13 protein-coding genes and 1 pseudogene are annotated in these 13,707 nt (G+C 71.2%); 10 read left to right on the forward strand and 4 right to left on the reverse strand.

All coding sequences use genetic code 11. From position 1 onward, the window contains the following. The first annotated feature begins 298 nt into the window (after positions 1-298). The gene (locus CWN80_RS07805) at positions 299-2,659 is read left to right on the forward strand and encodes an ATP-binding cassette domain-containing protein (RefSeq protein WP_007928976.1); all 2,361 of its coding nucleotides are present in this window, start codon (positions 299-301) and stop codon (positions 2,657-2,659) included. 72 nt (positions 2,660-2,731) lie between these two features. Further along, positions 2,732-2,860: pseudogene (locus tag CWN80_RS16090) on the forward strand (iron chelate uptake ABC transporter family permease subunit); the annotation flags it as partial. Positions 2,861-3,050: 190 nt separating this feature from the next. Here CWN80_RS16090 and CWN80_RS07815 read toward each other — a convergent pair. Continuing rightward, complete coding sequence (locus tag CWN80_RS07815; protein WP_007928979.1) at positions 3,051-3,908, reverse strand: SDR family oxidoreductase; 858 nt, start codon at positions 3,906-3,908, stop codon at positions 3,051-3,053. A gap of 211 nt (positions 3,909-4,119) precedes the next feature. Further along, complete coding sequence (locus CWN80_RS07820; RefSeq protein WP_007928980.1) at positions 4,120-5,544, reverse strand: FAD-binding oxidoreductase; 1,425 nt, start codon at positions 5,542-5,544, stop codon at positions 4,120-4,122. 168 nt (positions 5,545-5,712) lie between these two features. Between CWN80_RS07820 and CWN80_RS07825 the strand changes: the two genes are divergently transcribed. The 4 genes from CWN80_RS07825 to CWN80_RS07845 all read left to right on the forward strand — a co-directional run bounded on the left by CWN80_RS07825 (position 5,713) and on the right by CWN80_RS07845 (position 8,640). Continuing rightward, the gene (locus tag CWN80_RS07825) at positions 5,713-6,039 is read left to right on the forward strand and encodes a single-stranded DNA-binding protein (RefSeq protein WP_128277170.1); all 327 of its coding nucleotides are present in this window, start codon (positions 5,713-5,715) and stop codon (positions 6,037-6,039) included. Between the two features lie 306 nt (positions 6,040-6,345). Next, positions 6,346-7,785, forward strand: a complete 1,440-nt coding sequence (locus CWN80_RS16010; RefSeq protein WP_007924298.1) for a dihydrodipicolinate synthase family protein — start codon at positions 6,346-6,348, stop codon at positions 7,783-7,785. A gap of 75 nt (positions 7,786-7,860) precedes the next feature. Further along, positions 7,861-8,106, forward strand: coding sequence for a hypothetical protein (locus CWN80_RS07835; protein ID WP_007924296.1), 246 nt, complete (start codon positions 7,861-7,863; stop codon positions 8,104-8,106). A gap of 273 nt (positions 8,107-8,379) precedes the next feature. Then, positions 8,380-8,640 (forward strand): hypothetical protein, encoded by a 261-nt coding sequence (locus CWN80_RS07845; RefSeq protein WP_007924289.1) that lies wholly within the window; start codon positions 8,380-8,382, stop codon positions 8,638-8,640. Positions 8,641-8,965: 325 nt separating this feature from the next. On the opposite strand, the gene CWN80_RS07850 is transcribed toward CWN80_RS07845, so the two are convergent. Both CWN80_RS07850 and CWN80_RS16015 read right to left on the reverse strand, forming a co-directional pair. Continuing rightward, on the reverse strand, positions 8,966-10,006 hold the full coding sequence (locus tag CWN80_RS07850; protein ID WP_007924287.1) for an FUSC family protein: 1,041 nt from the start codon (positions 10,004-10,006) through the stop codon (positions 8,966-8,968). Positions 10,007-10,023: 17 nt separating this feature from the next. Then, the gene (locus CWN80_RS16015) at positions 10,024-10,464 is read right to left on the reverse strand and encodes a VOC family protein (RefSeq protein ID WP_337590139.1); all 441 of its coding nucleotides are present in this window, start codon (positions 10,462-10,464) and stop codon (positions 10,024-10,026) included. On the opposite strand from CWN80_RS16015, the gene arfB reads away from it, so the two are divergent. The 4 genes from arfB (at position 10,357) to CWN80_RS07870 (ending at position 13,635) form a co-directional block, all read left to right on the forward strand. Further along, positions 10,357-10,803 carry an alternative ribosome rescue aminoacyl-tRNA hydrolase ArfB gene (gene arfB / locus CWN80_RS07855; protein WP_007924283.1) on the forward strand — a complete coding sequence of 149 codons (447 nt, stop codon included), beginning with the start codon at positions 10,357-10,359 and terminating at the stop codon, positions 10,801-10,803. The two genes, CWN80_RS16015 and arfB, sit on opposite strands and share 108 nt — an antisense overlap. 108 nt (positions 10,804-10,911) lie before the next feature. After that, positions 10,912-12,288 carry an APC family permease gene (locus CWN80_RS07860; protein WP_007924281.1) on the forward strand — a complete coding sequence of 459 codons (1,377 nt, stop codon included), beginning with the start codon at positions 10,912-10,914 and terminating at the stop codon, positions 12,286-12,288. Position 12,289: 1 nt separating this feature from the next. Continuing rightward, on the forward strand, positions 12,290-12,772 hold the full coding sequence (locus CWN80_RS07865) for a universal stress protein (RefSeq protein ID WP_128277098.1): 483 nt from the start codon (positions 12,290-12,292) through the stop codon (positions 12,770-12,772). Positions 12,773-12,867: 95 nt separating this feature from the next. Further along, positions 12,868-13,635: an NYN domain-containing protein gene (locus CWN80_RS07870; protein ID WP_128277099.1), complete on the forward strand. Its 768-nt coding sequence runs from the start codon at positions 12,868-12,870 to the stop codon at positions 13,633-13,635. Positions 13,636-13,707 lie beyond the last annotated feature (72 nt).

Genomic DNA, 13,707 nt, shown 5'->3' on the forward strand with positions numbered 1-13,707 from the left:
CGCCACGTTACATAGGACTCCTATCTATCGCAAGTGGTCGTCCAGCGGAGGATCGGTGGGACTCAGCCGGTGGGGTCGTCGCTCCCGAGCGGGAAGCCGAGTCCAGCTCGGCGGCGAGGTCTCGCTCTCCCATCGCCCGGCCGCGATCGGTCACGTGCCGCGATGGCGCCGGCACTCGCATGACCGAGGACGCCCAGAGTGTGCAGCACGAGGAGGCCGTGCGGGGCCGGATGCGACATGTGGCCAGCATCTGCTTTGCTCGAGCAGACCCGCCTCGACCCCATCGTCTGGAGCACCCATGCCGCACGCCGCCGACAGCCACGACCTCATCCGGGTGCAGGGAGCGAGGGAAAACAACCTCAAGGACGTGAGCGTCGACCTGCCCAAGCGGCGGCTGACGGTCTTCACCGGGGTCTCGGGCTCGGGCAAGAGCTCGCTCGTCTTCGGGACGATCGCCTCCGAGTCGCGCCGGCTCATCGACGAGACCTACAGCGCCTTCCTCCAGGGCTTCATGCCCTCGCTGGCGCGGCCCGACGTCGACCACCTCGAGGGGCTGACGACGGCGATCATCGTCGACCAGGAGCGCATGGGGGCCAACCCGCGCTCGACGGTGGGCACGGCGACCGACGCCAACGCCATGCTCCGCATCCTTTACTCGCGGCTCGGCCAGCCGCACGTCGGCCCGCCGACTGCCTTCTCCTTCAACGTCCCCACGCGCAAGGCGAGCGGGTCGATGACGACCGACAAGGGGACCCACACCGAGCGCAAGACGGTCAAGCAGGCGGTCTACCTCGGCGGCATGTGCCCGCGCTGCGAGGGCATGGGGCAGGTGAGCGACATCGACCTCACGGCCCTCTACGACGACACCAAGACGCTCGAGGACGGGGCCCTGACCGTCCCCGGCTACTCGATGGACGGCTGGTACGGCCGCCTCTTCGCCGGCATGGGTCTGCCGATGGACACACCGATCAGGGACTTCACGAAGAAGCAGCTCGAGACGATGCTGTGGAGCGAACCGACGAAGATCAAGGTCGAGGGCGTCAACCTCACCTTCGAGGGGATCATCCCCAAGATCCAGAAGTCGATGCTCTCCAAGGACCCGGAGGCGATGCAGCCGCACGTGCGCCGTTTCGTCGAGCGGGCCGTGACCTTCCAGACCTGCCCGGAGTGCGAGGGCACTCGCCTGACGCCGGAGGCGCGCGCGTCGAAGATCGAGGGCAAGAGCATCGCCGACCTGTGCTCGATGCAGATCAACGACCTGGCGGCCTGGGTGCGCGAGCTCGACGAGCCTGGCTTCGGGCCGCTGCTCGCCGGCTTGCAGCACCTGCTCGACTCCTTCACCGAGATCGGCCTGGGCTACCTCTCCTTGGACCGTCCCGCCGGCACGCTGTCGGGCGGCGAGGCCCAGCGGGCCAAGATGATCCGCCACCTCGGGTCCTCGCTCACCGACGTCACCTATGTCTTCGACGAGCCGACGATCGGTCTGCACCCGCACGACATCGACCGGATGAACGACCTGCTCCTGCGGCTGCGCGACAAGGGCAACACCGTGCTCGTCGTCGAGCACAAGCCCGAGACGATCGCCATCGCCGACCACGCCGTCGACCTCGGCCCCATGGCGGGGTCGAAGGGGGGCGAGATCGTCTTCGAGGGCACCGTCGACGAGCTGCGGGCCAGCGACACCCTCACCGGGCGCCACCTCGACCACCGCGTCGCGCTCAAGGACGAGGTCCGCTCCGCCACGGGGGCGCTGGAGATCCGCGGGGCCAGCACCCACAACCTCCAGGACGTCGACGTCGACATCCCGACCGGGGTGCTCGTCGCGGTGACGGGCGTCGCCGGGTCGGGCAAGAGCTCGCTCATCCACTCGGGGCTCGACCACCGTGACGAGGTCGTCGTCGACCAGTCGGCGGTCAAGGGCTCGCGCCGCAGCAACCCCGCGACGTACACGGGGCTGCTCGAGCCGGTGCGCAAGGCCTTCGCCAAGGCCAACGGGGTCAAGCCGGCGCTCTTCAGCTCCAACTCCGAGGGCGCCTGCCCGACGTGCAACGGCGCGGGCGTGATCTTCACCGAGCTCGGGGTCATGGCCACGGTCGAGTCACCGTGCGAGGACTGCGAGGGGCGCCGCTTCCAGGAGGCGGTGCTCGAGTACGAGCTCGCCGGCAAGAACATCGCGGACGTGCTCGAGATGTCGATGACCGAGGCGCAGGCCTTCTTCGCCAAGGATGGCCCGGCCTCCTTGCCGGCCGCGCACAGGATCCTCACTCGTCTCGTCGACGTGGGTCTGGGCTACCTCACCCTCGGCCAGCCGCTCACGGCCCTCTCCGGTGGCGAGCGCCAGCGGCTCAAGCTCGCCGTGCACATGGGCGACAAGGGCGAGGTCTACGTCCTCGACGAGCCGACGACCGGCCTGCACCTGGCCGACGTCGACAACCTGCTCGCGCTGCTCGACCGCCTCGTCGACTCGGGCAAGTCGGTCATCGTCATCGAGCACCACCAGGCCGTCATGGCCCACGCCGACTGGATCATCGACCTGGGGCCCGGCGCCGGTCACGACGGGGGCCGGGTGGTCTTCGAGGGGACGCCTGCCGACCTCGTGGCGAAGGGGGAGACCCTCACCGCCACGCACCTGGCGGCCTACGTGGGCCACGAGGGTTAGGTCGCGTGGCGGCCCCGTGGCACGACGACGGCAGCACCAACGCCCAGATCATCCGGGGGGTCACGTCTCCCGCGCACCCTGCTCGTGCTCACCGTGGGTGCCGCGATGGGCATCGCGGGCGCGCTCATGCAGGGGATCACCCGCAACCCGCTCGCCGACCCCGGGCTCCTCGGGGTCAACGCCGGGGCCTACGTCGCCATGGTCGTCGGCTTCCGCTCGTCGCCGCCACGTCGACGCCAGCAGCATCCCCTTCGCCATGGCCGGAGCCCTGGTGGCCACGACCCTCGTCGACGTCGTCGGCGACCCGAAGGTCAGCTCGCTGTCCGTCGTCAAGGACGAGCGTGCGCTCGTGCTCGACGGGGAGGAGGTCAACGTGGCGCTCGCGCCTGGGTCAGCGCCAGCCGATCCGCCGGCGGCCCTGCTGCGCCTTGCGCATCCGGCGCTGGGTTCGCTCGCCCTGCCGCACGACGAAGGGCGTCAGGGCCAGCCCGAGAGCCGGGAAGAGGTCGCCGAACCGCACGACCGCCCCGCGCCACCCGGGCAGGGTGGTGACCAGCCGCGGCTCTTCGAGGACCTTGCCCACCGCGGACACGACCTCGTGGGGCTGCAGCAGCTTGCCGGAGAAGGAGAGCGCGGCGCCGGGGTCGTCGAGCTTGTCGTGGAGCATCGGCGTCCAGATGCCGTCGGGGCAGATGCACGAGATGTGCACGTTCTTGACCTTGGCTGCCCGCAGGTCGGCCATGGTGCTCAGGCTGAACCCCATGACGGCGTGCTTCGAGGCGGCGTAGACCCCCTCGCCGGGCACGGCGGTGAGGCCGGCGAGCGAGGCGATGTTGATGATCTGGCCACCGCCGTCGGCACGCATCGACTCGACGGCGGCCAGCGTGCCGTTCATCGTCCCGATCGCATTCACCTCGATCATCAGGCGGCGCTGCTGCTCGTCGTGCTCCCACGCGGGGCCGGTGAAGAGCACGCCGGCGTTGTTGACCCAGACGTCCAGGCGACCGGCGACGGCGATGATCCGATCGCGCGCGGCACGCACGGCCGCGTCGTCACGGACGTCGAGCGCGAGAGCTGTCGCTCGCTCGCCGAGCTCGCGCGCCACTTGCTGCGCCGCCGCCTCGTCGAGGTCGGTGACGAGCACCCGGTAGCCCCGCTCCACGAGAAGGCCGGCGATCTGCCGCCCCAGGCCGCGGCCGGCGCCGGTGACGACGGCGCCGGCAGGCCACCGGTGCGTCTCGGCGCTCATCGCCGCGCCGCTCGGATCGTGCCGTGCTCGATGGGGCGGGCGTCGGTCGTCGTGCCCGTCCGGGGATGGGTCGTCACAAGGTCTCCTGGGTCGGTGTGGTCGGCGCACACCCACGCGTCGTGCGCGCCTCGACCCACGATGGCACGTCCGCGCGTCTCCGGGGGACCGGATCCCACCGGGCCGGGCGCTCCCGGGGCGGGTCGGGTCAGCGTCAGAGGATGACGCCGTCGGGGTCGTACGCGGCGCTCACCTGCGTGTGGCGGGTGGCGTTGTCGGCGAGGTAGTCACGGCGGGTCCGTCCGGACTCGAGATAGCCGATGTAGCCACCGACGCTGCGCCCACCGAGCCGCTCGTGCGCCAGCCCGATCCAGTCGTGCGCGGCGGCATAGCTGCTCGAGGTCGCGGACGAGGGGAGGCCGACGTACCACTGCACGCTCGCGGTGTGCGAGCGCCAGGGGAAGGGGGTGGCCCCCGTCGACGGGGAGCTCACCGCTCCGTCGAGCGGGTCGAGGATCGCGGCGGCGGCCAGCCCCCGCGAGCCGGCCGATCGCATGGCGGAGACGATGGCGTCGGCTGTCCCGGTCGTCATCCGGGCGATGATGTCGGACCCGGCCGCACACCGGGTCCGTGGCGTCGTCGAGCCACCGCCGAGGTACTTCACTGCCTCGAGGTGGGAGCGCGAGGTCGTGCTCGTCCGGGTCGGGGTGATGCCGATGCCCTGGCGCAGGGACGCGGCCCGGGCGTCCTGCCTGCCTGCTGGACAGACGCCGAAGATGCGCACCGACAGCGACGACCCGGAGACGTCGACGTGCGCATTGGCCCAGGTGTCCTTGGGCTGGGTGGCCAGCCATTCGGGCCAGCGGCGCAGCACGGTGGCGGCGGAGGACGCCGGGAAGGACAGCGAGAAGAAGCCCATCGAGGCGGCGGGGATCGTCCGGTAGGTGAGCATGGTGACGAGCCCGACGCCGGAGCCACCGCCCCGGAGCGCCCAGTAAAGGTCCGACTCGTGCGAGGCGTCGACCTCGTGGATGCGGCCGCGGCCGTCGACGACCGTGGCGCCGACGAGGCGGTCGGCGGTCAGGCCGTAGCGGCGGCTGTCGACCCCGAGCCCCCCGGCCAGGGTGAGCCCTGCGGTCCCGACGGTGGGACAGGTGCCGGTGGGGATCGAGCGGCCTCGCTGGGCCAGTGCGGCGTGGACGGAGTACAGGCCGGCACCGGCGCCCACGATCGTCTGGGTGTCACCGGATCGGAGGACGACATTGCGCAGGCTCCGCGTGTCGACGACGAGCGACCCGGAGGTCGCCGACGCACCGACGTAGGAGTGCCCGCCAGAGCGACCGGTGACGCGGAGCCCGTGGTCACGGGCGAAGGTCACGCACGTGGCCACGTCACGAGTCGACAGGACGCGAGCCACGGCAGCCGGTCGGCGGAAGTCCCAGCGGGGGTCGAAGAGGGGGACCCGGCTGCTGTAGCTCGACGACCCCGGTCTGGCGATGCTGCCGCGCAGCGCCGAGTCGAGCTCGGCCCAGTCGCGTGGGCTCGGGCCGCTCGTCGTGGCGGCTCCGGCGCGGGCGGGTGCGGCGATGAGGGGGAGTGCTGCCCCCGCGCCGAGGACGGTGCGGCGTGTGATCTCCATGTCCCGGCAGACGTGTGCCCGACAGGGGTGGTTGGGACGTATACCGAACCGTGATGTCACCACCCTCTCGGCGCGACCACGCACTGTCCACAGGTCCATCGCCGGCCCGCCGGTCGAGGGCTCGGGCGGAGAGGGTAGGAGCCACACCGACGACAGGGAGCAGACGTGATGGGCACGACGGCGGAGCGCACGACGGAGGTCAACCGGGTCGAGATCACCGGTCGGGTGAGCGGGCCACCGGCGAGCCGGACGCTGCCGAGCGGCGACGAGCTCGTGACGCTGCGGGTGGTCGTCGCGAGAGATGACGGGCAGCCGGTGGACACGATCGACTGCGCCTGCTGGTCGGCGTCGGCCAGGCGTGCGGCGGCACGCCTGGAGGACGGCACCCGCGTGCGGGTCGAAGGGAGTCTGCGGCGCCGCTTCTTCCGCACCCCGGCCGGAGCGGCCAGCCGCTACGAGGTCGAGGTCCGACGTCTCGTCAGGGACCGACGGTGAGTCAGGCCGGATGGCCCGTCGCCCACCGCGACTCGGACTTCGAGCACATCGCAGTGGCCACGGGGCTCACCGTCGTCCACCTGCGCGACTGACCGGGCCCGCCGCACGCCAGGCGGCACGGGAGTGGCGCCGGGTGAGCCAGCCCTCGACGAGCGGAAGCCGGACCGCCGCCGACGAGATCACGCCTGCGACGACCAGGGCGGCCTTGGCCGTGCTGCACCCGGCCCGGGCGGCATGAGGCCGACGGCCAGCGGCAGCACGCGCGGTCCTCTCGCTCTGGGCCGATCCGGATGATGGAGTGGGGCCATGACGACTGCACCCGGGCTGCGGGGCCTGAGCGCCTTCCCCCTCACACCCATCGCCCAGGACGCCGTCGACGAGGCGGCCTTCGTCGGCATCGTCGAGCGAGTCGTGACGGCGGGAGTCGACAGCATCACCGCCCTGGGCTCGACGGGCAGCTACGCCTACCTCGACCGCGCGGAGCGGCGGCGGGTCGTCGAGCTCGCGGCTTCCGCCGCCGGCGGGGTCCCGGTCATCGCCGGCATCGGCCACGTCCGGACGCGCGAGGTGCTGCGGCACCTCGACGATGCCCAGACGGCCGGCGCCACAGGGGTGCTGCTCGCGCCGATGACCTACCAGGCCCTGACGGACGACGAGGTCTACGAGCTCTTCGCCGACGTCGATGCGGCGAGCTCCGTGCCCGTCGTCGTCTACGACAACCCCGGCACGACCCACGTGAACTTCGGCGACGAGCTGCACGGTCGGATCAGCGAGTTGACGCACGTCGCCGCGATCAAGATCCCGCCCGTGACCGGGGGAGTGGAGGCGACCAGGGCGCGGGTGGACTCCCTTCGCTCCCACCTCGCGCCCGAGGTGGCGATCGGCACCAGTGGCGACCAAGCGGCGGCCGATGCCCTCGTCGCCGGGTGCGATGCCTGGTACAGCGTCCTCGCGGGGACACTGCCGGGGCCCTGCCGCGCGATCGTCGACGCCGTGACCGCCGACGACGCCGCACAGGCACAGCACCTGTCCCGCCAGCTCGACCCGCTGTGGCGCCTCCTCAGCGCCCACGGGAGCTACCGAGTGGTCTCGGCCCTCGCCGAGCAGCTGGGCCTCGTCCGCGGCCCCAACCTGCCGCGACCGGTTCTGCCGCTGGACGAAGGGGGGTCGCGCCGACGTGCGGGCGGCGCTGACCTCCCTTCGCGAGGAGGGCCTGGTCGAGCCGTGATCCTGCCCCCGGTCCGCGACCCCCGCATGATCACCGTGCGGCGTGGCGGGACGCTCACCGACGAGCACCACCGGATGCTCGCCCTGTGGGCTGCGGACTGCGCCGCGCACGTGCTCCCGCACTTCGAGGCAGCGGCCCCTGCGGACCGACGACCCCGCGAGGCGATCGCCGCAGCACGAGCCTGGGCGGCAGGGGAGATGCCGATGATGGCCGCACGGGCGCTCGGTGGTCACGCCATGGGCGCTGCGCGACCGCTGACCGGAGCCGCACGATTCGCCGCATACGCCGCCGGCCAGGCCGCGTGCGTGGGCCACGTCGCCGAGCACGACCTCGGGGCGGGCGCCTACGCGATCAAGTCTGCTCAGGCCGGGGCGCCACGGGGTGGGGGAGCGGCCGAAGGGCGTGCGGAGGCCGCCTGGCAGCGGGACCGGATCCCCGACGAGATCCGAGCGCTCGTCCTGGAGGACATGGCCCGGCGCAACGACCTCTGCTGGTCGGTCTTCGACACGCAGGCCTGAGACACGACCACCGCTGAGCAGCGTTGCTCACGTGACGTGGACCCGGCACCGCGGTACCTTGATCGAGGAAGGGATGTGATCCAGATGACACCCGAGATCCACGACTTCGGCTCCGACGTCGAGACCCGGCTGAGCGAGGTGGCGCGCAGTCACGGACGCACGATGGAGGCCGAGGCTGCTGTCGTCCTCACCGCCGTCATGCAGGGCTGTGCCCACGACCCCGACGCCGTCATGAAGCTCTACACCTCGGCCCGGCGCGTGGTCTCCAAGGAGGCCCTGGCCCCGCCGACGCAGGTCGACTTCACGCCCGACGGGTACTGATCAACCACGCGCCCTCCTTCGGCGACCTCGTCGCCGAAGCGGTCGCCGCCGACGTCACGGGCTGGGGCTTCGACTGGCTCGACGGGCGGGCAACCGAGCAACGCCCTCCATGGAGTTATGTCAGATTGCTCGGGTCCGAGCTCACCGGCGCCGACTCGGCGCTGGACATCGACACCGGCGGGGGGAGGTGGTCGACGTCGTCGAGGACCTGCGCACGGCCCGTCTGCGCGTGTAGTTCTCCGACACCAGCGCCAGCGCGTGGACCCTTCGCACGTGCATGTGGTGGTCCCGGACCTCACGGTCGAGCGCCACGAGGCCACGCTGCGCCGGCTCGAAGAGCACGACGCCGAGGATCCGGTAGAAGTAGACGACGCGGCAGCCGATGACTGCCGCGGCCCCGACGCTCGTACCGGGCAGTCGCCGGTGATGCCGACGTCGCTGCTGCGGATCGTGCTGGCGAGTGCGTCAGCGACCGGAGAGCTCTCGAGGCCCTCGGTGGAGACGGGCCTGACGTCGACGACCTGGCTCATGTAGCTCCTGCGTGCTGATCGATGGGGTGAGCCGGAATCTACGGCTGGCCCCGTCGTCGGCAACGCCGATAATCCACATTATGTCATTTCGCAGTGCGAGGAGCGGCCGCCTCGCGCCGTGTGTCGTCGCCACCCACTTCCCCGCGAAGGAAGCTGATGTCCCCTGGTAGTGGCGCACCGTCACCGCGCTCCCGAAGTGCGCGCGCGGCATCGACTTCACCTGGTCGCGGACGGAGACCCACTCCCCGGTCTCCCTCCACGCGCTGCCCGGGACAGGCGAGGTCGTCGCGACAGCAGACGCCACAGCACCGGCGACCTGTCTCCCCTGGTCACCCGCTCTGGGCGCCCAGCTCGTGCCGGATCCGTCGGAGGTCCTCCATGAGCGAACCGATGAGGATCCACCTCATGCCCTGCGGCGCACTGGTGTCGAGCGGCTCGGTGAGCGCCGGAGCCGTGTCGTCGAGCCCACCGGCCGCGGTGGGTACCGCCAGGTGGAGCTTCATCCGGGTGTCGTGGGCCGCTCGCAGCAACTCCTCGGCGATGCCGGGGACGAGCGGTTCCTCGCGCACCCCTTCGTCGTAGTGGTCGACGTAGGCCCGCGTCATCCCCCGCACCTGGGTGCCGATCCGCGACAGCAGGTCGAGCGTCTCTCGCATCGCCTCGAGCTCACCGCGGTAGCGCGCCGCGCGCGGGTTGAGCGTGAGCGAGTCGGCGGCCGCCTCGATGGTCTCCAGGGCCTCGTCGCGAAGGGGGCTCAGCCTCCGGGCATCGACGATGAGCAGGATGCGCCCCGGCCGGGTCTTCTTCGACACGAGCGCATCGGCGAGGCGCTCCATCGCCTCGGCCGTCTCCACCCCGAGGAGGTCCAGGGCCGTCCGCGCCGGGGCCAGCGCGACCGGCGGGACGAGGAGCAGGTGGATGACGATGCCGATGACCGCACCGATCATCGTCTCGACGATGCGGAAGAAGGCGTAGTCGGGGGTCGATGCCCCGAGGGTGAGCACGAGCAAGGCGCTGATCGCGATCTGGATGCCCGAGCCCGTGGTCAGTCGCAGCGCCCACGACAGGCCGAAGGCGGCGGTCACCGCGAGCAGCACCACCCACGCCGACGTCCCCAGCACGACACCCATCCCGGTGGCCAGGAGGACCCCGGCCACGACGCCGACGCTGCGCTCCACCCCCTTCGCCATGGACTGGTTGAGGCTGGGCTGGACGACGAGCATTGCCGCGATGGCTCCGAAGACCGGGGGCGGCCCGTCCGGGATGAGCAGGTCGCAGACGACCCACGCCACGATCGTGGCGAGCACGGTCTTGACGACCTGCAGCAGGGGGTCCCGTGCGGAGGCGCGCACGGCGGCGGTCAGACGCATGACCTCACGTTAGGCGGTCAGCGCCAGCCGTCTGCGGGCAGGCTGTCCACCGAGAACTCGTTGCCCTCCGGGTGGGCGGGCACGACGTGCCCCTCCTCGGGGCGCTGCCGACACCGTTGTGCGCCGCGCCGAGCTTCCAGGGCCAGCGCAACCCTCGAGTCCTGCTCTGTCGCAGTGGCGCTGGTCAGGTCGAAGTGAGCACGGCCGAGCACTCGACGCACGTCGTCACGCCGGCGGAAGCAGATCGCGACGTCGCTCAGGCCCGCTGGGAAGAGAGCGGTGCCGGACTCCCCCACTCCCCTGCCGACAACTTCGACACCGCTGCTGCGTCCGGGTGAGACCCTGAGGTCATGAGCGAGCTGCGCGTGCCTCCAGGGCCCGGGGTCCCCGACGGGCTCGTCGTGCCCGCCGGCGAGCTCACCGAGCAGTTCAGCCGGGCCGGTGGACCCGGCGGTCAGGGGGTCAACACGACCGACTCCCGCGTCCAGCTCTCCCTCGACCTCGCCACGACGACATCGCTCACCGAGTGTCAGCGGGAGCGCGCTCTGGCCCGCCTGTCACCCCGGCTCGTGGGCACGACCCTCACGGTCGACGCCTCGGAGCACCGTGCGCAGCGACGCAACCGCAGCGCCGCACGTGAGCGGATGGCCGCGCTGCTGCGCGAGGCCCTGGCACCGCCTCCCCCTTCGCGTCGGGCCACGAAACCCACCCGCGGATCGCAGCGCCGCCGGCTCGCCGCCAAGTCGCGACGGGGCGAGATCAAGCGGGCTCGCTCGCGCCCGTCCGGCGACGACTGACGACACGCTGCGTCCACCCTCCGGTTGACACGACGCCTTATGCGGTGTGATCTGGATCACGGGACACACGCGCCGCACCGGCGGCGCGCCCGGGCCGGAAGGACCCCGATGTCCGTCGACACAGCCAACCCCGAAGGGTCGTCCGAGCTCAACGCCGACTCCGAGCTCAAGCAGGGAGTGAGCGGGCGCCTCCTCTACTTCTACGTCCTGGGTGACGTGCTCGGCTCTGGCATCTACGTGCTCATCGGGCTCGTCGCCGGCGCCGTCGGCGGAGCCTTCTGGGCCGCCTTCGCCGTCGGCGTCACGGTCGCGACGATCACGGGCCTCGCGTACGCCGAGCTGGTGACGAAGTACCCCCAGGCCGCGGGCGCTGCCCTCTACGTCAACAAGGCCTTCAAGAACAAGACCCTGACCTTCTTCATCACCTTCTGCATGTTGTCCGCGAGCTATGCGGCGGCGGGCTCCCTCGCGACCGGATTCGCCCAGTACTTCGGCGAGGTGTGGGAGGCGGCGCCCGCGCTGGTCGTCGCCCTGGGCTTCATCGTCGCCCTGGCGATCATCAACTTCATCGGGATCACCGAGTCGGTCGTCGCCAACATGATCATGACCTTCGTCGAGGTCACCGGCCTGGTCATCGTGCTCGTCATCGGCGTCGTCGCGACGGCCCAGGGTAAGGTGGACTTCGGACGGATCACCGAGTTCTCGACCGACAGCAACCCTGCGCTCGGCCTGCTCGCCGGCGTCGCCCTCGCCTTCTTCGCGATGACCGGCTTCGAAAACGCGGCCAACCTCGCCGAGGAGACGCGCAACCCTCGCCGCGACTTCCCCCGAGCGCTCATCGGTGGCATGGCCACGGCCGGCGTCCTCTACGTCCTCATCGCCGTGACGGCCGCGATCACCGTCCCCATCCAGCAGCTCGCCGAGTCCGATGCCGCCCTGCTCGAGGTGGTCAAGACGGGGATCCTGCCGCTCTCCGTCGCCGTGCTGACGATCATCTTCGCGATCATCGCGATGGTGGCCATCACCAACACCTGCCTCGTCTGCCTCGTGACCGAGTCGCGCATCCTCTACGGCATGGCCCGCGAGGACGTGGTCCCGGCCCCCTTCGCCAAGGTGAGCAGCCGGCAGGTGCCCTGGCTGGCGATCCTCTTCTCCGTCATCGTCATCGCCGCTCTGCTCGTCTCGGGGGCCGACCTCGCCCAGCTGGCGAATGTCACCGTCGTCTTCACCCTGCTGATCTACGCCCTCGTCATCGTCTCGGCCGTCAAGCTGGATCGCCACGACCGCACCGACGAGACCTTCAGGGCGCCACGGGTCCTGCTCGGGATCGGTGTCGTCGCCAACTTCCTCATCCTCGGCTACGTCATCTACGACGACCCGGGATCGCTCCTGTACTGCGCGGCACTGCTCGGTGTCGGCGTCGTCCTCTTCATCGCTGAGCGAGTGCTCGGCGGCGGCACCCCCACGACCGATCTGGAGAGCTGACATGCACGTGCTCATCGCGACCGACGGTTCCCGCCAGTCCCTGCGGGCCGCCCGGCACTTCAAGTCCTTCGCCGACCCGAGCAAGGTCGAGCAGATCCTCGTCCTCGCCGTCACCCGGCCCCTGGCGAGCGTCTCCTTCGTCGACGAGATCTCCCCCGACGCCAAGGCGCCACGGGCCCTGACGGGCAGCTCCTTCAAGGCCGAGGCCGAGGCCGCCGTGGCCGTCATCGCCGCGGAGTTCGACGACTGGTCGGAGACCACGCAGGTGCGGACCCGGGTCCGTAGCGGGACACCGTCCACGGAGATCAACCGGGCGGCCAAGGTGTCCGGGATGGAGCTCATCGTCCTGGCGAGCGGCAGCCGCGGTCTGAGCGACACCATCCTCATCGGCAGCACCGCGCAGCGGGTCCAGGCGACCGCTCCGTGCCCGGTCCTCGTCGTGCGACCGGTCCCGCGCCCGCGGCGCAGCAGGAAGCGGTCCTGATCTGCGGACCGCGGTGGCCGTCGGGACCGGCAGGTCGCCTCGCACCCCCGCGGTCCTCCCCTTTCGGCCGAGGGGCCACGCGATAGGTTGCGGTCATGGACGACCCCCGCACCACGACCCGCATCGCCGTCCTCATCGACTGCGACAACGTCTCGGCCAAGCACATCGGCGCGGTGCTCGAGGAGCTCGCCACCTACGGCACGCCCACCGTCAAGCGCGCCTACGGCGACTGGACGACGACCCAGCTCGGCGGGTGGAAGCCCGAGCTGCACCGCAATGCGATCCAGCCGGTCCAGCAGTTCGCCTACACGACGGGCAAGAACTCGACCGACTCCGCGCTGATCATCGATGCCATGGACCTGCTGTGGCAGGGCAACGTCGAGGCCTTCGCCCTCGTCTCGTCCGACTCCGACTTCACCCGCCTGGCCACCCGGCTGCGCGAGTCGGGCAAGCGGGTCTACGGCCTCGGTCTGCGCAAGACCCCCGAGTCGCTGCGCCGGGCCGTCGACCAGTTCGTCTTCCTCGAGCTGCTCCAGGAGCAGGCCCGAGAGGACGAGGTCGCCCCCGACGACAGCAGCCGGCCCGAGCCGAAGGGCGACTCCCCCGAGCCGAGCGTCAACCTCCAGTCGGCGCTCACCAAGGCGGTCAACGCCACCTCCGGTGACGACGGGTGGAGCACCCTGGGCACCGTCGGGCAGCACCTGAGCCGCGCCCACGCCGACTTCGACCCGCGCGCCTTCGGCCACCAGAAGCTGTCGACCCTCGTCGACGAGCAGCCGTACCTCGAGACCCGCGCGGAAGGTTCGCTGCGGCAGGTGCGCCTGCGGTCGCGCCGCAACTCCGGCCGCTCGAAGGGGGACTGACCCGCCGCGTCGGGCTGCGTCGCCGGTCACGGTGGCGTATACCCGCGCGCACTTCCGGCCTAGGATGTCGCC

This window comes from Janibacter hoylei PVAS-1, from assembly GCF_004025845.1.
GTDB lineage: Bacteria > Actinomycetota > Actinomycetes > Actinomycetales > Dermatophilaceae > Janibacter > Janibacter hoylei.

What these genes read in the sequence shown, in the direction of transcription:
- CWN80_RS07805 (WP_007928976.1), top strand. Translation starts at nt 299, where the DNA reads ATGCCGCACGCCGCCGACAGCCACGACCTCATCCGGGTGCAGGGAGCG.
- CWN80_RS07815 (WP_007928979.1), bottom strand. Translation starts at nt 3,908, where the DNA reads ATGAGCGCCGAGACGCACCGGTGGCCTGCCGGCGCCGTCGTCACCGGC.
- CWN80_RS07820 (WP_007928980.1), bottom strand. Translation starts at nt 5,544, where the DNA reads ATGGAGATCACACGCCGCACCGTCCTCGGCGCGGGGGCAGCACTCCCC.
- CWN80_RS07825 (WP_128277170.1), top strand. Translation starts at nt 5,713, where the DNA reads ATGGGCACGACGGCGGAGCGCACGACGGAGGTCAACCGGGTCGAGATC.
- CWN80_RS16010 (WP_007924298.1), top strand. Translation starts at nt 6,346, where the DNA reads ATGACGACTGCACCCGGGCTGCGGGGCCTGAGCGCCTTCCCCCTCACA.
- CWN80_RS07850 (WP_007924287.1), bottom strand. Translation starts at nt 10,006, where the DNA reads ATGCGTCTGACCGCCGCCGTGCGCGCCTCCGCACGGGACCCCCTGCTG.
- arfB (WP_007924283.1), top strand. Translation starts at nt 10,357, where the DNA reads ATGAGCGAGCTGCGCGTGCCTCCAGGGCCCGGGGTCCCCGACGGGCTC.
- CWN80_RS07860 (WP_007924281.1), top strand. Translation starts at nt 10,912, where the DNA reads ATGTCCGTCGACACAGCCAACCCCGAAGGGTCGTCCGAGCTCAACGCC.
- CWN80_RS07865 (WP_128277098.1), top strand. Translation starts at nt 12,290, where the DNA reads ATGCACGTGCTCATCGCGACCGACGGTTCCCGCCAGTCCCTGCGGGCC.
- CWN80_RS07870 (WP_128277099.1), top strand. Translation starts at nt 12,868, where the DNA reads ATGGACGACCCCCGCACCACGACCCGCATCGCCGTCCTCATCGACTGC.